Here is a 19,867-nt window from a genome sequence, read left to right on the forward strand (position 1 = left end):
TTTCGCTGTAGTTGGAGAAGTTCTCAGCGCCATGGAGCAACTGGTCCGCCGTTCAGCATCTCTCTCGCTTTAGCGTAGGTCGTGCAAGTACGACGCGGTGATCGTTTAGGCAAGCGGTAAACACGCTAATCCAATGAATACCAGTCCCCGCTGGAGCAAGCTCGGAGCACTAAGGAGATGAGTGTGACGTCCATGACATCCGCACGTCATTCAGTGCGAACAAATTCAAAGTGTTTACCATTCTCGAATGCTTAGGATTCGTGAAGTGATCGGCTTTGGCCGTAACCTATGTGAGGGCGGGCTGGGATTAACTGCCGGGTAGGAGGTTACTCCGAAGCGGGGCACACTTATGGTGATCTGAAGAAGAAGCATGGGTTACGGCTCCGCTTCTTCGGTAGGCATGTTGAAGTCACAATAGGCGCAGGGGAGGCATCAATCATGTCCGGCAGTGATCGACTCAAAGTGGGTGTTCGCGATCTTCAGGCGAACCATTTGGATCAAGTCCATCCAGCGCAGAGGGCGAAGATCTCCACCAAGGGAGCAAATCGGATGGAGGATGCTACTTGGCCTAGTGTAAAGGGCAATCTTGCGTCGACAAGACAAAGTGCAGCTACGTTCTTGGAGAATCTCCGGAATGTCCACGAGGCCATGGCTCGGCAGAACTGGGTCGCAAAATGGACGAAGATTGGTGATGCTCACCAGCGAGCTGGTGAGCTGAAAAAGAAAACAGGTGCGTTCGATGAGGCGACCAAGGCTTGGCTTTGCGCATTAACAAGCTTTGAAGTTGCGAGGCGGCTGGTTGATGAAGACGATCCGGAAAATGGAGACCTTTCGGCCAAAATCGAGGCCGGAATTCGTGCGTTCGGATCATCGCTGGCGCGGAGGCCACAGCCGGTCCAAATCGAATGCTGGGATCGGGCCGGATTTCCAGCTCACTACGTGCCTGGGCCGACAGGTTCACGCGCCCCAGCAGTCATTTGTATCAGCAGGGAAGAAGAAGCAGGAGTGACGCTGCTCGGAAGGCTGCTGCCTGTGGTGATCAACCGAGACATCTCCGTTCTCGTCGTCTCTCATGCCGACGTTTCTAATCATCCTCACGTCAAATCGGAAATGTCGTTGTCCTGTTGTTTGGACTACCTATCCGTTCGGCACGATGTCGATGACACCCGGATCGGCGTCTATGGAGAGGGATTGTCTGCCGTTCTAGCCACCGATTTTGCTCTGTCTGATCGCCGCATCACAGCGGCAGTTTGTGACGGAGGCCTTTGGAATTGGGCTCGGACACTTGCATCTGTCGGCTGGTTGACGACAACAGCAAATGTAATCGATGAGGACGCTGCGTCGGTCCGTCGCCTACGATTAGCAAGGCAGTTGAAATGCCCAGTTCTCCTAGTCGCCGGCGGCCGTGGCATTGTCAATATACCAGAGGCGACGACCCTGCACGCTGATTGCGTTGCAGCGCGCATTGACCTGGAACTGGTCGTCTCCCGAATGGTTCGCTCGTCTCTGGGGGAGATCGAAAACTTCGTCGCTTCCGACGATCACATCTTCGGATGGCTAGAAGATAAGCTGGCGCACGGTCTAGCTCCATAGAGCGCTCGAGAGGGGAGAACGCAAACTACCCCGCCAAGCTAGTTCTGCATCACTCGATCGCCTACATAATGCCGATGCTGAGTTTTTGAGATGCCAATTGGCTATTCTTGGCGATCGAGGCCAGCCGTTTATTGAGGTAGTGGAGAGACTCCTCATCGAGCCCGCTAAACATTGTCGAGTTGAGGGCCTTTCGCTTAATCGAAAGATTCGTGATTTCGTCCCGCGCCTTCTGAGTGAGTGAAATCTGCAGGAATCTCGCATCCTCAGGAGAGGTTATGCGTGCCAAAAACTCCATTTTTTCAAGTTTTTTGGTCTGGTTGGTGACGAAGGCCGGGTGGATTCGCAGCTTGTTCGCAACCGCTATTCCCGAGACCCCACGACCTTGATCGAGTTCGTCGACAGCCATCAGGATTAGCCACTGCGGCTCGGATATGCCCAGCATCTGGGCCCAACCCTTATGAATGTCCTCAAGCTGGGAATGAATCTCGATAATGTTCCAGATGAAGTCGATTACGGCTTTATCGAGTTGTTTTGTTTCGGCCATGTTGGTCTTTCCGCCAATTCCTTGATGTGCCCGGTAGGCAGCACACCTGATTCCGCATTAGCGCGAACGTACGTATTCCCGTTCGGCGACCGGAAATAGTGTTTGCACGACACAGTCGCGATGTCAAAAAACAATTGACGTTTACAATTGACTAAATGTATGGTCTCGCCCGCAACCAAGGCGACCAACCAAGACGACCACGCGACCACCAAGCTGCTAACCTCCAAGTTGGAGCCTTCGGGATGCCCCCCGAGGGCTTTTTTCTTATCTATTTCGATCAAAGCTAAGTGGGTTGGGATCGGTGTTGCCTAACGGCAACTCATTTCAACCAAGTTGTGATTGCCTCAATTAATTGATTGCAGTAATTTATCAAAGAAATTACCTTGCGTTGGACAGCGAGGGGGCGCCTCGAAGTCGTTCCGTCAAGCACCCGCCGACGAGGCGAGGCTCGTAGCGGCGGATTTTTTTGAAGGAAGTTTCCAGCTTGGAGGTTCAATCCATGAAACTGAGAACGAGCGTTATCTTCGGATTTGCGGCGGCCATGTTTGCAGGTGTCGGAGCACAAGCGGCCGATCTTCCGAGTAAGGTGAAGGCAATCGAGTATGTGAAGGTCTGTTCGCTTTACGGCGCGGGCTTCTACTACATCCCGGGCACCGACACGTGCATCAAGCTGCATGGCTTTATGCGTGGCGACGCGCTCTTCGCCTCAAACAGTATCGATTTACCTGCTGACACCAGTGTGGGTGGCGCTCGCAATCGTCTCAGCAACTACTATACATCTAGAGGCCGTCTGGTTTTCGGCGTTGATACACGCACCGCGACTGAATACGGCGTGCTGCGCTCTTACGGGCTGGTTGGTTTCACGTGGACCGGCGGCAGCTATTCGGGCGCCGGTACGACTGCCGTGAACGGCTCAACAGTCCTTAGCACCTCGGGCGCCAATGCCCTTTCCGTCTACTACGCGTTCATCCAGTTCGCTGGATTTACCTTTGGCAGGACCCAGTCGGAGTTCTCCGCTCCTTGGACCAACTATCCGGCGAACAGCTTCGATGGCCTGCCTGGCGGTGGCGGCTGGGACACCGTGAACCAGGTCACCTATACTGCCGACTTCGGCCAGGGCATTACAGCTTCGGTCTCGGCCCAAGATCAGGTCACCAACTATACGACAAACATCTGGAACGTGAGCGCGGCATCGGCCGCAGGTCTCGCGACAGGTGCCTATGGTGCCAACGACATCGGCGGTACGCGAGCTCCAGACCTCGTCGCAATGCTTCGCGTTGATCAGGCTTGGGGCCTGTTTCAAGCCTCATTCGCTGCGCATGACAACCACGCCGCCTACTACGGCGCCAGCGAGCTGACCGGTCATCCGGATGATAAGTGGGGTTGGGCTGGACAGTTGGCCTTGTCCATCAAGAACATCCCGACGGGCGCAGGCGACAGCATCAACATTCAGGGCGTCTATACGAACGGCGCAAGCCGTTACAACTTCCACGACTATATGTCGAGTACAACCTTCGCGATGTACGGCGGTTCAGGCCTGCCGGGTGTCTACCAGAGTCTTGGAATTGGTGGTGTATCCGATTCGGTGTTCGTCGCGGGCGCCGGCCAGCAGCTGACTACGACCTACGGCTTCAACGGTGGCTACAACCACAACTGGGATCCACACTGGAGCAGCAGCATCTACGGCGCGTGGGCTGCTGTGCGCTACAACAACACGGCTAAGGGCTACATCTGCGGCGCCTTCGTCGCAAGCCTCGCGCTCTCTAACGGACTTGGCGGTTGTAACCCCGACTTCAACTATGCGGTTGTTGGTACACGCACAATCTGGACGCCGGTCAAGAACCTAGCCTTCTCTGCCGACCTCACCTACATGATGCTCGACCAGAAGTATGCGAGTGGAAGCACGGTGACGCTCCCGCTACAATCGGCGGTCGCCAAGCCGGGCGCGCTTTATGAGCTGAAGGACCAGCACAGCCTGACGTTGCTGCTCCGCGCTCAGCGTAACTTCTAAGTCTTCATCAGATAGCGGAAGGAGAAAAAGCGGCTCTTTACGTTAGACCTCCAAAAAGGCCTCCGGTATGCCCACCGGAGGCCTTTCAAGTTTTTTCACGGCCAGCGCATAAATCATGTTGCAGCAGGCGGCAAGCACGGCACTAGGTGTCTAGTCCCGGAGTGTGGGGAATCAGCCATGCTGATCGCTCATTCCGGGAGGACCTATAAGCCAGATACTCCATGGCAGCGCCACGTGCGCGGCGGCGATCAGCGGTTCTTCCGCACATTTGGTGCAGCTTGAGCGATTGGGGTTGGATACGTTGCTCGGTCGTTCTCAGGCAGCCAGAAGGACGCGTCGACGCAATAGCGGGTAGCTTGCCCGGCCATACATTTGACGTTTGATGGCTTTGATCCTGCTAATCTGACCTTCGACTGGACTGGTTGTCCAGGAGGTCGTTATCGCCGCTCGAACCGCATCGATGTCGCGCGCGATGCCGTTGGCGAAGCTCTTCAGCTCGCTGTTGCCTGCTTGCGTGATCCATTCATCGAGCTCGGCGACGTCGCTACCGTTGAGAAGGGACACAAACCGCTTCGCCAAATCCGCCGCCGTTGCGAGTTCCGGAGCTTGCGCAAACAGGTGACCGAGGAACAGCCTGGCTTCAGCATCGATTTGATCCAGATCTTGGCTTAGATACCAAGCACAGCGACGGCGCGTGGGAGCTTTCCAGGTCGGGTGCGGTTGTGCTGCTCCTCCCGAGTCTGCATGTGCACGCCTGTCAGCGGCCCATCGCGCAACGGTCACCCGACTTCCAGTATAACCATATTGCTGAAGCTCCCGCCAAAGCTGCTGGCCCACCTGGCAGCCGGAGGCCCACCGCGCTTCGAGCCATGCCTCAAAGGGCGCGAGAAGATGCGAAGGTCTGTGAGGACGCGAGTGCTCCGGCTCGCCGCCGGCGGCCAGCCAGCGCTGAACGGTGCGCCTGTCGACGCCGAGCAGTTGGGCGATCCTGGATGTAGGGTAATCTTGATCGCGTAGGCGACAGATTTCATCCCATTGTTCGCATCGCGCAGCCTTTCGATCCGCCCGCAACTGTGCAAGGCCGGGCGGCCGCGTGGAACTGCCGGTCTTCGCTCGTTGCGCGGACGCCAGGATTTGCACGGCGGCGGCTACGTTGTGACGATGGCGGCCGACCGCGTGGCGCAGGGCCTCACCCAAACTGTTGAGCAGGTGCCAGCGGTCCGCCACCTGCACCGCGTCGGGCGCGCCGCAGCGTGTGCCATCAGCATAAAGTCCCGCACGATCACGCGCGACGACCTTGATTCCCGGCCAGCGCTTCAGCCAGCTCGCAACACTGTCGGCGTTACGATCGGGAAGCAGATCAAGCACGCAATTGCGCTCCAGATCGCAGATGATCGTTCCATATCGCTGGCCACGACGCCAAGCCCAATCGTCGATGCCAACGACGGTCGGGGCAACGAAATCCGGCAAGGGAGCCGAGTGAATCATTCGGAGCAAGGTGTCGCCGCTGATCGGCATGGCCAGTTTGCGCGACAGGCGCGCGCCAGGCTCACCGCCGACCGCAAAGCCGATCGCCAGTTGGCTCTCGCCGAGGCGGGTTGTGCGTCTTGCTTTCGGCCGCACTGTTGCCGGTAGCCGCTCGGTGAATATCCGACGCGGGCATTGCGGATTCGCGCATCGAAACCGTCGCGCGTGAAGCCGGATTTCGACAACCCGACCCTGCCACGGCAGATCGGCTAAGCGTCGCACGTAATGGCTGTGGATGCGACCCGTCTGGCAGCCGCAACAGGGACAGAGCGAGACCGCTGACTTCGGCCGAGCCACGAGCACCATCCCATCCGCCCGCGGAAGGATCTGCACAATCGAAAGCTCGGGGGAAACCAGCGAGCGGAAGGCTTGGAGCAAGGCGAATCACGGGCGTCGACTGCGATTCCGACCTTATGCCCTTATTCGCACTGTCCGTGAATCCTGCACTCTGCACCAAATGTACAGAAGAACCCCTGATTGTCGCGCTGTAGCCACGACCACGCACGCCATCCGAGCGGCGATACAGCGATGGTCGTCGCTTTCCGCAAGCATACGTTGCTGCCTCTGGATGACTGCACTGCAGGCAACGATCCCGCATCTCATGCGTTCGTCCTTGCACCGCTGCCTGCAACGCCACGGGATCAGCCGCTTGCCCGAGATCCGAGATCGCCGGCAACAAGCCTGCTACGCAACGCTTCAAGCGCTATCGCATCGGCTACTTCCACATCGACATCGCCGAAGTTCGTACCGAAGAAGGCAAACTCTGTCTCTTCGTGGCGGTGGACCGGACGACCGGACCGCCAAGTATGCCTTTGCACGGCTGGTGAGAAAGGCCACGGGTGCCGCGGCTAGGGCCTTCCTCGACGAATTAGCGGCAGCTGTCCCTTACCAGATACCAGATCCACACTGTACTGACCGACAACGGTATCCAGTTTGCCGACCTGCCCAAGAATCGTAAAGGCGCCACTGCAAGCCAGCGCCGCCATCCGTTCGATCGGGCCTGCCGGGGACATGGCATTGAGCATCGCCTGACCAAGCCCAATCATCCTTGGACTAACGGTCAGGTCGAGAGAATGAACCGCGGGCTCAAGGAGGCTACCGTCCGGCGATACCACTACGAGACCAGCCGGCAATTGGAAGATCACCTCGCCGCCTTCCTTGATGCCTACAACTTCGCCAGACGCCTTAAGACCCTAGGCGGTCTCACGCCCTATGAAGCTATCTGCAAAGCATGGGCCAACGAACCAAACCGCTTCAGGACCGATCCCGTCCACTTGACCTCGGGACTGAACACCTAGTTCCGCTCTGGTATAGATCAATCCGAAGTTGGTATTGGTGCCTTCTCCAGAAGCGCTTCACTCATAATCGAATGGGCTCGACAAGCGTCTGCAGGTAATGGTCGTCAGCCGCCGTGCGGTGAGGACTTTGACCCCGATCGAGGTCAGGTCCGGCAGGAACGAAAGCTGTCATCGCGCGACGCCGCTCAAGTTCAATAGGCACTAGTCTAGGAGTTGAACCATGATCCTGAAAGATAAAGTGGCTTTGGTTGTCGGAGGCAGCGAAGACATCGGCCGCGCCATCTCCATCACACTTGCCGACCAGGGCGCCGCCACCGCGATCTGTAGCCGGCCTCGGCAGGAGGCACCCGAAATCCTCGCAGAACTCCGCCGGCGGGGCCGCGAGGCGATGTGGGCGCCGGCGGATATGCTCGATCCGGCGGCCATGGTCTCTGCCGTCGATCAGGTGGTCGAGCGTTATGGCAAGCTCGACATATTGGTAGTCAGCGGAGCGCCTGCCACCTACAGCGCCGCCTTGTTCGAAATCACCGCTCCGGCAGACTATTCCCGCATCATGGAATCGCAGATCATTTCGCGGTTGAACTGTCTGCACGCGGCGCTCAAGCCGATGATTACCGCGGGTTACGGCAAGGTTGTATTCCTCAACACCGATGCCGGCAGGACCCCGAGTCCAGGCTCATCAATCAGCGGCGCCGCCACAGCCGGCCTCATGTTCTTCGTCCGAGCCGGCGGCAGGGAACTTGCACGGAAAGGCATACGGCTCAATTGCATAGGTGTACCACTGACCGCCGAGACCGAGGATTGGAATAAATATAAGAGCGGCGACGCCAGTATCAGTCCCGTCCACGTTAGAGCTTACGCGAAGGCGGAGGCGAACACCCCATTCCGTATGACAGTTCCCCTCGATCTCGCCAATACCGTTCTCTTCCTCGCCAGTCCTCAGTCCGATCAGATTTCGGGCGCGGTCATCAGCGTCAGCGGAGGTCTCGCTTTTCCATGAGCGGTTCACCTGTAACCTAAATATCGCCCTTGTTACGATTGCTGCGATGGGCCAATCCTCGGTCGCAACTTTAGCTTGCGGATCTCCCAGATATGCGGACGCAGAACGGTCGAGATGTCGCGATCCGGGTATCAGGGCTTAATAGCTCTAAGCCTGACCCACCTCCTTGTGTGTCGTCCTGGCCGACATGAAGACAGTAAGGGGCAAGCTGAGGCCGTCAGGCGGCGTGGTTCCATGGCATAAGCGCGTCGAGTTCGCTGTTCGGCCAACCGTTGGCGATACGCTGAAGTGTTACGGCGAGCCAGGCGAACGGATCGACGTTGTTCATCTTCGCCGTCTGCAGCAGTGTCGCGATGGTCGCCCAAGTTCGTCCGCCGCCGTCGCTGCCGGCGAAGAGGCTATTCTTTCTCGTGATTGTTTGTGGCCGGATGGCGCGTTCGACGATGTTGGAGTCGAGCTCGATACGTCCATCGGTCAGGAAGCGTTCGAAGATGGCACGGCGCGAGACGGCATAGCGGATCGCCTCGGCCAATTTTGATTTGCCGGAGATCCGCCGCAAGGTCTGCTGCCAGAGATCGAAGAGATCTGCGACGATCGCCGCGGAGGTTTGCTGGCGCGCGGCAACGCGAGCGTCGGGGCTTTGACCGCGCACGGTTTTCTCGATCTGCCAGAGCTTCGCCATCCGCTCGACCGTCGCCGTTGCCACTTCTGAGCTCCCTGCAACATGCAGCTCGTAGAACTTGCGTCTGCAGTGTGACCAGCTTGCGTCAGGACAAGTCCTGGAAAGGAGGAAGAATGTAATCTGAAACCTTTCAACGTGACCCAGAGGGTTCGACGCCCTCCCGGCAAAGGCGGAGCCCGCCAGCCGGAAGCGAGTCTTGCATGGGTGACGGCAACGTCACTCGTGAAGCGTAGACAGCGGGTACTGAAGCCCTGTGACCAGCCTCGAAATCACGGTCGTGCTGAAGCCTTCGCCGTGTTGGATCCGGGGGCAGCACTGGGAAAGCCGCTATGGCCAGGCTGACCGGTTCGGCCGGGGTCTCTGAGCAGGGCAAAGGTACGGGATGGGACACCAGGAAACCTGAGAGGTCCCGTTTGTGCCCACATGGGAAAGCCGGCACGGAGCACCGGCCACAGCAACGCTCCAGGCCCGATGACCGACTTGGCGAGCATCGGGAGCGCGCACGCGAACACGAAAACACCAAGGCATGTGGAATCCCGAGGTGAAGACATAAGCCGACGGACGCGCGCGGCGGGAAGTCGTAGCGGCTTCGTAGTACCGAGGAAGGCGGGGAACTGGGCTCACCGGGACCCGCTCGAGGGAAGGGAGCCGTCACGCGCTAAGACCCATTGACGAGAAACACGGGAGGGAACGCTGAGTCCCACGAACCTGTCCACGAAACGACAATGGATAGCCGATCTGGCGAGGAAGAATCCCAAGCGGGTGCTGACCTCGCTGCATCACCTGATCGACCGTGAATGGATGCTCGAGGCCTATCGCCTGACGCGCAAGGATGGCGCGCCCGGCATCGACGGCATGATGGCGACGGACTATGAAGCGAACCTGGAGGCCAATCTCGGTGATCTCCTGGCGCGCATCAAATCCGGACGTTACATCGCGCCGCCGGTGCGACGGCACTACATCCCGAAGGCGGATGGGACCGAACGGCCACTCGGCATCCCGACATTGGAAGACAAGGTGGCACAGCGGGCGATTCTCCTGCTGCTGGAGCCAATCTACGAGACCGACTTCTTGTCGTGCTCGTATGGCTTCCGACCGGGACGATCGGCCCATGATGCCCTACACGCTCTGCGCAATGGGTTCATGGAGCAAGGGCTGCGTTGGGTGGTGGACGTCGATATCTCGAAATACTTCGACACCATCGACCACACGTACCTGCGCCGATTCCTCGATCAGCGAGTCTCGGACGGCATCGTCCGGAGGATGATTGATAAATGGCTGAAGGCGGGGGTGTTCGAAAAGGGCGTCCTGCGCCGCACGACTGGTGGAACGCCCCAAGGCGGCGTGATCTCGCCACTGCTTGCAAACATCTACCTGCATTATGTGCTGGATGAATGGTTCGAGCAGGTGGCGCGACCGCGGCTCAAGGGGCGATGCCAACTGGTCCGATACGCTGATGACGGTGCGCCACGACGGCGCGGAGGAGGTGTGATGTAGAGCACCTTTGAGCAGCCTTGCTGCACAGAAGATGGGGGTCGGCCCCTCGAACTCGGGTTGCAGGATCAGGGTTCAAACCACCGGCTGCTGCTTCGGCCCAATGGTCGAGGTGGTGAGCGAGACCGGAAAAGGCAGAGCAAGACTCTGTCAGGTAAGGATCGAGGAGACGAGCGCAAGCGAACCACCGATGAACTGTCGAAAGCGTAGGGAAGACGTCAAAACCAAGGGGTAGTCGTTATCTTGGGATCAGTCTGAGCGATACCTGTTTACGGCTCAGGCGGCGTCCGGCAGGCGAGGTGGCGTGACCTCGGTTCAGGCTTCTGTGCGGAACGTGGGAACCTGTATCGCGATGCCAAGGGAATGGTTCAAGTGGAAGCCCCACAAGAGTCTGAGTACCAATGCGCGATGCAGGGACGGAGCCGTGTGTAGTAGTGACGAAGGCACTGTAATGGTGGCGGAGCGAAGGCACGGCACTGTCCCGCTTGATTGGAAGAACAACCGGAAACGGGAGGACTCTTTTGCGTCAAGCAAAGCCGTATGACATCCCCAAGCGCTGGGTTTGGGAGGCGTACAAACGGGTTAAAGCAAATCGGGGCGCAGCCGGTGTGGACGAGCAGTCGATCGAGGTGTTCGAGGCAGACTTGCAGAGCAATCTGTACAAGCTCTGGAATCGAATGTCTTCGGGCAGCTACTTTCCACCGCCGGTCAAGCGTGTGCAGATCGACAAACGCGACGGCGGGAAGAGGCCGCTAGGAATTCCTACGGTGTCGGATCGCGTTGCTCAGGCGGTCGTCAAAGGATATCTGGAGCCGGATTTGGAGAAACACTTTCATCCAGACTCGTTCGGATATCGACCCGGAAAATCGGCGCTCGATGCCGTTGGGGTTGCTCGCCAGCGATGCTGGCGGCATCCCTTCGTGCTCGATCTCGACATTCGGGCCTATTTTGACTCGATATCGCATGAACTTTTGCTCAAGGCGATTCGGAAGCACACGGACTGCGCCTGGGTGTTGTTGTACATTGAACGGTGGCTTAAAGCTCCCGTTCAACTGGAAGACGGCACCCTTGAACCCCGAGAGAAGGGCACGCCGCAGGGCTCGGTGGTATCACCGCTGATGGCGAATCTCTTTCTCCACTATACGTTCGACATGTGGATGCGAAGAAATCATCCGAGCATCCCGTTCGAGCGTTATGCCGATGATATTCTCTGCCATTGCGACAGTGAGCGGCAGGCACAAGAACTGAAGGAGGCGCTTGCGAAGCGCTTTGCCGAATGCGGACTGGAGCTTCATCCGAACAAGACGAAGGTAGTCTATTGTAAGGATGACGACCGGCGAGGTGATTATCCTGAACAGAAATTCGACTTTTTGGGTTACACGTTCCGTGCCCGTCGGTCGAAGAATCGTTGGGGAAAGCACTTCGTCAACTTCAGCCCCGGTGTCAGCAATGCCGCGACGAAGGCAATCCGACAGGAAATCCGTGCCTGGCAACTACGCTGCCGGGTGGATAAGAGGATCGACGACCTGGCGAGGATGTTCAACCCGATCATTCGAGGCTGGATGAACTACTATGGTCGGTACTACAAGTCGGCGCTTTATCCGACACTACGCCATCTCGACCGATGTCTCGCGCGATGGGCGATGTCGAAATACAAACGTCTGCGGCGACATCGAAGACGGGCAGAGCACTGGGTACGGGACATTGCGTGCCGCACGCCCACGCTGTTGGCCCATTGGCCGATGCTGCACAAGACGGCGGCTGGACGGTAAGAGCCGGATGAGCGGAGACGTTCACGTCCGGATCTGTGAGCGCCTGGGGGTGAAACTCCCCCGGGCGACTCGACCGGTGATCGCCTTCGAGGACCATCTGTCCGGCAAGCGATTGCTGAATGTGCTGGTTAAGCGGCTCGGTCGGTACGGGCTTCAACTCCATCCGACCAAGACCCGCTTCGTAGACTTCCGGTTCAAACGCCCCGGTGGGCGTCATCCCGCGACGGCGGGGACCACATTCAACTTCCTTGGCTTCACCCATGTATGGGGTCAATCGAGGAAGGGTAAGAATGTCGTCCGACAGATAACGGCAAAAGACCGTTATGCCCGCGCGCTGGCTTCCGTGACAGAATGGTGTCGGCTCAACCTGCATCGCCCGTTCCGGGAACAGCACGCGCACTTGTCGCGGGTTATCCGGGGGCATTGCGCCTACTACGGCATCTCCGGCAACGGCCGACGGATCAGATGGTATCACCACCAGCTCACGCGGATATGGAAGAAATGGCTCGCGCGGCGTGGTCGCCACAGCAATCTGCCGTGGTCACGCTTCCGGGCCATGCTCGCGCGACACCCGCTGCCGACAGCCAAGATCGTCCACCAATATGCCGTCTCGTGAGCGAAGCTTACGCGTGAAGAACCGGATGCGGGTAATCCGCTCGTCCGGGTCTGTGAGGGGCGGGGATGGCAACATCCCCGCCTACTCGGCAGCCAGCCAATGTGATGCCATCATTGCCGCGATCGGATCGCGCGAGCTTGTTATAGGCGGCATAGCCATCCACCTGCAGGATGCCGCGATAACCATTGAGGTGCCGGACCGCGCATTCGCCGGAGCGGCTGTCTTCGAAGCGATAAGCCACCATCGGCGGACCGTTGCGGCCAAAGGTTCGGTCATCTCGGGCATAGGCCCATAAGTAGGCCGTCTTGGTCGATCCGGAGCCCGGAGCGAGCGTCGGCAAAGTGGTTTCGTCGGCAAAGACCCGTTCGGCCTTCTTGACCTCGCTGAAGATGTAGTCGGCCAGGATCTCCAGCTCGAAGCCGAGCTTGCCCATCCATTGCGCCATCAGCTGGCGGTCTAACTCGACCTTGTCGCGGGCGTAGATCGCCTCCTGCCGGTAGAGCGGCAGGCCGTCGGCATATTTGGCGACGGCGATCTGGGCCAGAAGCGCTTCCGTTGGAATGCCTCCTTCGATGATGTGGGCCGGGCCGGCGCCTGGATCACGCCGTCCGCGTTCTTGAAGGCATACTTGGGACCGCGCGTGACGATCACACGGAACTTCGCCGGCACCACATCCAGGCGCTCCGACACGTCCTCGCCGATCAGCACTTTCTGCTTGCCGGCATGCTCAGCCAGCTCTTCCGGCTCAATGACAGTTTCGATCCGTTCCAGATGGGGCGCAAAGCCCTTGCGCCGACGCGGTGCACGCTTGCCATCCGCCTGCGCACGGCCCTTGCTGACCTAGGCCTTGATCGCGGCGATGCCGGTCTCGATCTCCTCGAAGACAAAGGCTTGCCGTTCAACGTCGGCGTTCGCAGAGCCGAGCTTTTCCGATCGTCGGCCGAACGGGGCGCGGTCGAAGGCCTTCAGGATTTGCGTCAGCCGCTCGATGCGCGTATCGGCATCGGCGTTGCGGGCCTTGAGATCGGCGACTTCGCTCGCCAGAGCATCGGCGCGGGCCGCTTTCTCGGCCATGGCAAGAACCATGGCCTTCAGCGTCTCTACGTCATTCGGGAGGCTGAGATCGGGCGGCGTCATTGACCCGACCAGAGCACATCTTGCTCCGTTTCTCTTGCCCTTTCAGGCCGCTGATTCACTTCGCCGCAGTGCTTTTACCCAACAATCTCCGGCGGCTTGACCGCCGCGGTCCGGACCCGCTTCCAGTCCATCCCATCGACCAGGGCCATCAACTGCGCAGCATTCAGCTGCACCCGATGATGCCCGATCCGCGGCCAGCAGAACCTCGCCTTCTCAAGCCGTTTTAAATAGAGGCACACGCCAGAGCCATCCCACCATACGATCTTGATTCTGTCGGCCCTTTTGGCCCGGAACACATAAAGCGCACCGTCGAACGGATCTGAGCCGGCATCGCGTACCAGCGCAACAAGCCCATCGATACCCTTGCGGAAGTCGACTGGATGGCTGGCCAGGAACACCTTCACGCCAGAGGGGATCATGCCGAACGTACCGCCCGGATTACCCTCTGCAGATGCGCCTCGTCGACGTCCACGCCGGCGCGCACGATCACCTCGCCAATGGCAATTTCGATCACTGCGCCTGACAAAGACGCCATCTCACCCCCGCAACTCGAGTGCCGCTCGCGATAATGTCGTTCCGCCCGAGCATCACGGCGCCAGGCAAACAGCTGCGACGGGTGAATGCCAATCCGGCGAGCGATCGCCGAGACGCTCGCGCCAGGCTCCAGCGCCTCTGTCACGACTTTGGCCTTAAACTCGTCCGACCAGCGTCGGCGAAGCTGCCGCGGCGCTCCCTCAAGACGGTCGGCGACCGCTTCGATCATATGGAAGGTTCTAGTTCCAGAACTAGGCGCAGACATAGAAGCTCACATCGGCTCACAAACTCAGCAGCCGATAGCCGATTGCTCACCCCCTGCGCCAGACGGGGTCTCTTTGCCGCTTACTGAAGACAAGGACACTGCCCCGGCGCGTCGATTTTGGCCGACTGCGCGCACGCCCTAGTACCTGCGCGCCACCAGCCCGCGCTTGCGTCCGGTCTTCGCGTCGGGCGTCCAGATCTGCGGCGGGTGCCCCGCCGACTGCAGACTGACGTGCGTGCCAGCTTCGGTCTTGTCGGTCTTTACGTCAGCTTAGGCGATTGCCGGCACCTGGAACGGATTGACGATAATCACCCGTGCCACGAATGGTGCCAGAACCCGCGGCACCGCTAGGCTGTTCGGTCGCTTCAACCTCACATCTCATCACTGCCAGCTGCCAGCAGGTCTTGCCAAATCCCTCAATCGCAGTCCCAGCCATATCAATGTAGTCCGTATGCAGAATACCACCTGCCCGAAAGTTGCTGGACATCGATGCCAATCACCCGCATTCGCATCGTGCCATACACGTGACAGAAGCTGCGGGCGACCCGACCTGAGGAGCCGCGCTCTCAGTGCAACCGGACGAGTCGGTGAGGCGGCTAGGCAGTGTGGACTCCAAGGATTCCCCTTTTGGGAGCAAATCAGATTCAAGGCTGCTTTTGGGGAGGCAGCCTTGGGTGTTATGGATCGTTTGGTATTGATCGACACGGCCTTAGGAGCGCATTGCGCCGCTGATCATCGGCCGGCCCGACCAGAAAAGATTGACAACCGGATGTTCGTGGAAGGTATGCTTTGGATCGTGCAGACCGGCTCTCCCTAGCGGATCTTTGGCCAACCAACTTGCAACCCTCGAAGCGTTTGTGCACCAGCACCAGGCCCGTTCGATCCCACATCAAAATCTTGATCCGGTCCGCCCGTTTCGACCGGAACACGAAGGCTGATCCGCTGAACGGATCGAGACCAAGCATCTCCTGCACCTCGCAGCAAGCTCATCGTGCCGACAGCGGAAATCGACGGGCCGCGTCGCGATGTAAATCTTCAGTTCGGAGCCGGGGACAAACTTCGTGACGCCCGCACCGCTCGGATCACTCGAGACAGCTGCTCCACACCTATCGCCGCGTCCGTCCGTACGACGACGTCGCCAATCGCAATCTCGAGCTTGACTGCCGGAACGTGACGCTCCTCTAACGGGCCCTCCAGGACCAGCGGGGCGAACGGCGGTTGCGGAGCTTCGCACGATGGTAATTCGCCGCGCTGTCGGAAGCGTCGTCGCCAGTCGTAAATTTGCCAGCGCGTCGCCCGTGCTTGCGAGCCACCTCCGCCACCTGAGCGCCGGGCAGCAGACTTTCGCCGACGATCCGAGCCCGCTCGGCTCTGAACGCACACGACGTCCGGACGATCTCTCAAGCACTTCAAGCCGGCTGACTGCTCCAGACTCAACTGACGAGCTGTGCAAAATGGGCGTCTTTTTTGCTGTCCAATCCCATCCAAACCTCCGTTCAAGCCGGAGGCTTCTTCGCACATCTAATCCAACCTCGAAGCTAGGGTATTGGCTGAGCGCTTACGACCATCCGCGGCGACAGCTACGGGGCTCCCCACCAAGCGGAAGAGCGGCCTCATCAAGTCGCCCGCCGGTGACGGCCCTCCGGTCGGCTCCGCCTCCCTCCATCCCGTCACCGGCGGAGCCAAACCTTCAACCGGACCATAAACCCGAGGGTGGCGGCAGTTCTTCATGACGAAAAGGGGAGCAGTTCCGGATGGCGTTTGACACCGCCCGCAATTCCGGTTTGGTGTTGACCCCTCCCAAAACGGTATTGGCATCGCCCCGGGCGCTTCGTTCATTATTCATCAAACCGAAATGCGATGTTTGGGATTCGGCTGCAACCGATTCGAAGACCTCGCACCGAAACCCCACTGTTGGAGAGCTGTGTCGTGCATAAAGTCCCGCGCGCCTTGGTCGTTGGTGGGACAGGCCCCACTGGGCCCCACGTGGTGAATGGATTGATCTCGCGGGGATTTCAGGTGACCTTATTCCACCGCGGCACTCACGAAAGCGATGAGATTCCGGACTCTGTCGAGCACGTACACAGCGACCCGCACTTCACTGAAACGATTGAAGGCGCGCTTGGTCAGCGTGAGTTTGACCTCGTCGTAGCGATGTATGGGCGAACGCGTTTGCTGGCACGACACCTCAAGGGACGGGCAGGGCGGTTCATTGCGATCAGCTCCTTGGCCGCCACGCGCGGCCACCTCGCTCCACAAGCGCTGTTTCCCACCGGACTGCCGATCCCGGCGGCCGAGATCGAACCTGCGGTTCAAGCCGAGGCTGACGCTGATGGGCGATTTGCTTGGCGAATAGCCGAGACGGAGCGCGAAATCATTGCTCTCCACCCTAGCGCGACAATCTTGCGCTACCCAATAATTTATGGTCCCAACCAGCTCGTGCCCGTGGAGTGGTGCCTTGTGCGACGGGCGTTGGATCGCCGTCCGTTTATCATTCTTCCAGACGGCGGTCTCCGGATGATCACGCGCGGGTATTCAGTGAACATGGCTCAGGCCGTTCTCTGTGCGGTCGATCGACCGCAGGAGTCGGGTGGGCAGGTTTACAACTGCGGCGATGAACATCAACTGACATACCGTCAGCTCGCCGAAATAGTCGCGAGCGCGCTCGATCACAAGTGGAACATCGTGAGTCTTCCTGCCTCTTTGGCAATACCATCGTGGCCCATGATGATAAACGACCCGCAAGGTAGTTGGCATCGGTTGTACGACACCCACAAGATCAAGCGCGAGCTCGGGTACCGGGATGTCATTCCCGCTGTTGAGGCCATGGCAACGACAGCGAATTGGTATGCTAAACGCCGCGACGTTTTGGCCGCGGACTTTGAAAGGCGGCTTGGTGACTCCTTTGACTATGTGACGGAGGATCGGCTTGCGGCTGAGTGGTCGCAATGCAGTCAATCGTTGCTCGCGCGTTATGAGCGTGAGTATACCGAACGACCTCATCCCTATCCGCATCCAAATACACCAGGTCTTGCCCAAGATCATCGCGGTCGCTGATATGCCTTGGACTCGATCCCTTTGTCCGCTCACACGCGAATGCCCGTAAGATTGGATCAGGGGCCGCCTTGGGGAATGCGATCCTCCATCAATTCGGGTTTACGCTCCGGGCTCGCGACGACAGGCGAGACAACTACGTTTACTCCTATTTCAACTTCAGCCCGGTCCGCTTCGATGCGAAGTACCGCTGGACCCTTGCACTTCGCCTGCGTCTCGCAAGACAACGATCACCTCGACGCGCGCCGAGAGAGCGCCGGCAAGCATAGGTTAAGAATAGGGCGCTGTTAGTATCCTTCGATTGAGGCCGGACCAGGGGAGCCAATCTGTTGTTCCGAGGACAAAGCAACTAAAGGGCCGTTCGGCTGGGTCTGTTCTGAGTTACAGAAATGTTATCCGTCAAGACGACGCAACGCAATACGAGCTAACTGTATAAGGTCAAGCATTCCACTTCGGTATTGCGGCCTCTGAAATTGGTATTTGCCCGGTCGAGGGAGGCACCGTAATTCCGTCCAAACGGAGCAATCGGAATTGGAGCAATTAAAATGGCGCCTCGCGACAGGAGTCGCAAAAATTCGGGGCGGGGCTCGCGAGGCGCCGTCGAGAATAGCGGTAAGTCGCCTTCGGGTGTGGAGCTGCGGCGGTCGGGCTCGGATTACGTCGATGTTGTTGGCGAGCCCGAATTGCTTCCCTCGGGACAACCTTCTGACTTGAAGACAGCTGCGCTGAATACGCTCGAATACTGGGCACACGAAAATCCGGACGCCATCGGCCTCATTGATGGCGACTGTTATCTAACTTATGCCGAATGGAACGAGGCTGCGAACCGCGTGGCGGAGGGGCTTGCACGCCTTGGCGTGCAGAGCGGCGACATCGTCGTTCTGCGAACGCAGATCAGGCGCGAGTGGGCGATTCTAGCCTCCGCGCTGGCCAAGTCGGGCTGCTCCCTGCTTGGCCTGAACTGGCGCCTTACGCCAGGCGAAGTGGAGTACGTGCTCGACAACAGTGGTGCGGCCGTATTCATCTGTGATGACGCCGATCCCACTCGACTGCAACCAATTTTCGCAGGTTTAAACATCAAGGTCGCCGTCTCGATCGACACCTCAGCCGACGGGTTCGTTTCATTTCGAGAGCTAATGGCATCGCCGCCCGTGCCTCGCTTCTCGGCTGGCGATCCGTCGCTAATCATCTACACCTCTGGAACCACCGGTCTGCCAAAAGGGGTCGTCGCGAAGTCGCGCGAGTCGATCAAGAGCGATCGCGAGGTCGCTGAATACGTGCAGGAGGTTGCCGCCAGCCGTGGGGCCATCGCGGGTGATGTCGTTCTGATAACGCTTCCAATGCACCACGGGGCGGGCCCCACCGAACTCTGGAACGCACTTCGGCTGGGCAATCGGATCGTGCTGTTACGTCGGTTTGATCCTAAGACGACGCTCGCTCTTATAGACAAGCACAAGGTGACGGCTTGGTTTGGAGTGCCGACCATGTATAAGCGGATTGCTGCACTCGGCAGGTCCGAGCTTGAGAAGTACGACGTTTCATTCATTCGAGCGCTGAGCATTGGCGCTGCGCCGGTTCCGATCATTTTGAAAGAGTGGATCGATGGTTACTTCGGGCACGGTAAACTCAGGGAGAGATATGGGGCGACTGAGACCGGTATGATCACACATCTCGAGCCGGACATGCACCCGTTGAAGCTAGGATCCAGCGGCCTGCCATACAAGCATGTCGACATCCGCATCCGCGATGACAGCGGCGCCGATCTGCCTGTTGGCTCCGTCGGCGAAATTTGGGTCCGTACTCCGACGATTATCAGGTCCTATCTAAACAGCGGTCCGCTCGGCGCCGAGACCCTCGATGGTGAAGGGTTCTTCCGCGTCGGCGATGTCGGTCATCTTGATGAGGACGGTTACCTCTTCATCACTGACCGCGCCACGGACATGATTATCTCAGGGGGGGTGAACATTTACCCGGCAGAAATCGAGGCCGTGCTCCTACGGCATTCCGTTGTGCAAGATGCCGCAGTGATAGGTATTCCCGACGACGACTTTGGCGAGCAGGTGAAGGCCTTCGTAGAGCTTAGGCCGGGCACAACCGCCTCCTCGGATGAGATCCTCGATCACGCTAAGGCTCACCTTGCCTCGTACAAATGTCCGAAGTCGATCGAAATCGTCGATGACCTGCCGCGCAACACCATGGGCAAGGTACTCAAGAAGGAATTGAGAGAGCCATACTGGAGGGGAAGAGAGCGTCGGGTATGAGTAACACTTTGGACCACTTGCGAGGCTCGATCACGATGCTGCCGGCTTTGGTGCCCCAACTGTCTTACAGTCCACTTGA

General features: G+C 58.9%; 12 protein-coding genes and 5 pseudogenes. 10 read left to right on the forward strand and 7 right to left on the reverse strand.

Annotated elements, in window-relative coordinates; translation table 11 throughout:
• Positions 1-438: 438 nt before the first annotated feature.
• Positions 439-1,593, forward strand: coding sequence for an alpha/beta hydrolase family protein (locus tag ACVIHF_RS43500; protein WP_456794029.1), 1,155 nt, complete (start codon positions 439-441; stop codon positions 1,591-1,593).
• A 61-nt stretch (positions 1,594-1,654) separates the two neighbouring features.
• On the opposite strand, the gene ACVIHF_RS43505 is transcribed toward ACVIHF_RS43500, so the two are convergent.
• Positions 1,655-2,137, reverse strand: coding sequence for a MarR family winged helix-turn-helix transcriptional regulator (locus ACVIHF_RS43505; RefSeq protein WP_456794030.1), 483 nt, complete (start codon positions 2,135-2,137; stop codon positions 1,655-1,657).
• Positions 2,138-2,636: 499 nt separating this feature from the next.
• Between ACVIHF_RS43505 and ACVIHF_RS43510 the strand changes: the two genes are divergently transcribed.
• Positions 2,637-4,148: a porin gene (locus ACVIHF_RS43510; RefSeq protein ID WP_456794031.1), complete on the forward strand. Its 1,512-nt coding sequence runs from the start codon at positions 2,637-2,639 to the stop codon at positions 4,146-4,148.
• 315 nt (positions 4,149-4,463) lie between these two features.
• Here ACVIHF_RS43510 and ACVIHF_RS43515 read toward each other — a convergent pair whose 3' ends face one another.
• Positions 4,464-6,053, reverse strand: coding sequence for an ISL3 family transposase (locus tag ACVIHF_RS43515; RefSeq protein WP_456794032.1), 1,590 nt, complete (start codon positions 6,051-6,053; stop codon positions 4,464-4,466).
• Between the two features lie 141 nt (positions 6,054-6,194).
• On the opposite strand from ACVIHF_RS43515, the pseudogene ACVIHF_RS43520 reads away from it, so the two are divergent.
• Together ACVIHF_RS43520 and ACVIHF_RS43525 are read left to right on the forward strand one after the other, a co-directional pair.
• Positions 6,195-6,973: pseudogene (locus ACVIHF_RS43520) on the forward strand (integrase core domain-containing protein); the annotation flags it as partial.
• 220 nt (positions 6,974-7,193) lie between these two features.
• Positions 7,194-7,973, forward strand: a complete 780-nt coding sequence (locus ACVIHF_RS43525; RefSeq protein WP_456794033.1) for an SDR family NAD(P)-dependent oxidoreductase — start codon at positions 7,194-7,196, stop codon at positions 7,971-7,973.
• A 217-nt stretch (positions 7,974-8,190) separates the two neighbouring features.
• Here the strand turns inward: ACVIHF_RS43525 and ACVIHF_RS43530 are convergent.
• Positions 8,191-8,733 (reverse strand): annotated as a pseudogene (locus ACVIHF_RS43530) (IS66 family transposase); the annotation flags it as partial.
• A 684-nt stretch (positions 8,734-9,417) separates the two neighbouring features.
• Here ACVIHF_RS43530 and ACVIHF_RS43535 point away from each other — a divergent pair.
• The 3 genes from ACVIHF_RS43535 to ACVIHF_RS43545 all read left to right on the forward strand — a co-directional run bounded on the left by ACVIHF_RS43535 (position 9,418) and on the right by ACVIHF_RS43545 (position 12,537).
• A complete protein-coding gene (locus ACVIHF_RS43535) occupies positions 9,418-10,152 on the forward strand; it encodes a reverse transcriptase domain-containing protein (RefSeq protein ID WP_456794034.1) in 735 nt (244 codons plus the stop codon).
• Positions 10,153-10,670: 518 nt separating this feature from the next.
• The gene (gene ltrA / locus ACVIHF_RS43540) at positions 10,671-11,921 is read left to right on the forward strand and encodes a group II intron reverse transcriptase/maturase (protein WP_456794035.1); all 1,251 of its coding nucleotides are present in this window, start codon (positions 10,671-10,673) and stop codon (positions 11,919-11,921) included.
• Between the two features lie 76 nt (positions 11,922-11,997).
• Positions 11,998-12,537, forward strand: coding sequence for a reverse transcriptase domain-containing protein (locus tag ACVIHF_RS43545; RefSeq protein WP_456794036.1), 540 nt, complete (start codon positions 11,998-12,000; stop codon positions 12,535-12,537).
• Positions 12,538-12,625: 88 nt separating this feature from the next.
• Here the strand turns inward: ACVIHF_RS43545 and tnpC are convergent.
• From tnpC to ACVIHF_RS43560, 3 genes and pseudogenes are all read right to left on the reverse strand, one after another.
• Positions 12,626-13,674 (reverse strand): annotated as a pseudogene (gene tnpC / locus ACVIHF_RS43550) (IS66 family transposase); the annotation flags it as partial.
• A gap of 74 nt (positions 13,675-13,748) precedes the next feature.
• On the reverse strand, positions 13,749-14,093 hold the full coding sequence (gene tnpB, locus ACVIHF_RS43555) for an IS66 family insertion sequence element accessory protein TnpB (protein ID WP_027583889.1): 345 nt from the start codon (positions 14,091-14,093) through the stop codon (positions 13,749-13,751).
• Complete coding sequence (locus ACVIHF_RS43560) at positions 14,090-14,437, reverse strand: transposase (protein WP_253624331.1); 348 nt, start codon at positions 14,435-14,437, stop codon at positions 14,090-14,092. The genes tnpB (ACVIHF_RS43555) and ACVIHF_RS43560 overlap by 4 nt, the downstream gene beginning before the upstream one ends.
• A 715-nt stretch (positions 14,438-15,152) precedes the next feature.
• Here ACVIHF_RS43560 and ACVIHF_RS43565 point away from each other — a divergent pair.
• A pseudogene (locus ACVIHF_RS43565) lies at positions 15,153-15,287 on the forward strand (IS5/IS1182 family transposase); the annotation flags it as partial.
• A gap of 19 nt (positions 15,288-15,306) precedes the next feature.
• Here ACVIHF_RS43565 and tnpB (ACVIHF_RS43570) read toward each other — a convergent pair.
• Positions 15,307-15,438 (reverse strand): annotated as a pseudogene (gene tnpB / locus ACVIHF_RS43570) (IS66 family insertion sequence element accessory protein TnpB); the annotation flags it as partial.
• A 1,054-nt stretch (positions 15,439-16,492) separates the two neighbouring features.
• Between tnpB (ACVIHF_RS43570) and ACVIHF_RS43575 the strand changes: the two are divergent.
• Complete coding sequence (locus ACVIHF_RS43575; protein WP_456794038.1) at positions 16,493-17,530, forward strand: hypothetical protein; 1,038 nt, start codon at positions 16,493-16,495, stop codon at positions 17,528-17,530.
• 542 nt (positions 17,531-18,072) lie between these two features.
• Positions 18,073-19,788, forward strand: coding sequence for a class I adenylate-forming enzyme family protein (locus ACVIHF_RS43580; protein WP_456794039.1), 1,716 nt, complete (start codon positions 18,073-18,075; stop codon positions 19,786-19,788).
• Positions 19,789-19,867 lie beyond the last annotated feature (79 nt).

Source organism: Bradyrhizobium sp. USDA 4506 (assembly GCF_054058795.1).

Excerpts from the sequence above, each read along its gene's own strand:
- ACVIHF_RS43580 (WP_456794039.1), top strand. The coding sequence starts at position 18,073 with ATGGCGCCTCGCGACAGGAGTCGCAAAAATTCGGGGCGGGGCTCGCGA.
- tnpB (WP_027583889.1), bottom strand. The coding sequence starts at position 14,093 with ATGATCCCCTCTGGCGTGAAGGTGTTCCTGGCCAGCCATCCAGTCGAC.
- ACVIHF_RS43510 (WP_456794031.1), top strand. The coding sequence starts at position 2,637 with ATGAAACTGAGAACGAGCGTTATCTTCGGATTTGCGGCGGCCATGTTT.
- ACVIHF_RS43500 (WP_456794029.1), top strand. The coding sequence starts at position 439 with ATGTCCGGCAGTGATCGACTCAAAGTGGGTGTTCGCGATCTTCAGGCG.
- ACVIHF_RS43560 (WP_253624331.1), bottom strand. The coding sequence starts at position 14,437 with ATGATCGAAGCGGTCGCCGACCGTCTTGAGGGAGCGCCGCGGCAGCTT.
- ACVIHF_RS43505 (WP_456794030.1), bottom strand. The coding sequence starts at position 2,137 with ATGGCCGAAACAAAACAACTCGATAAAGCCGTAATCGACTTCATCTGG.
- ACVIHF_RS43525 (WP_456794033.1), top strand. The coding sequence starts at position 7,194 with ATGATCCTGAAAGATAAAGTGGCTTTGGTTGTCGGAGGCAGCGAAGAC.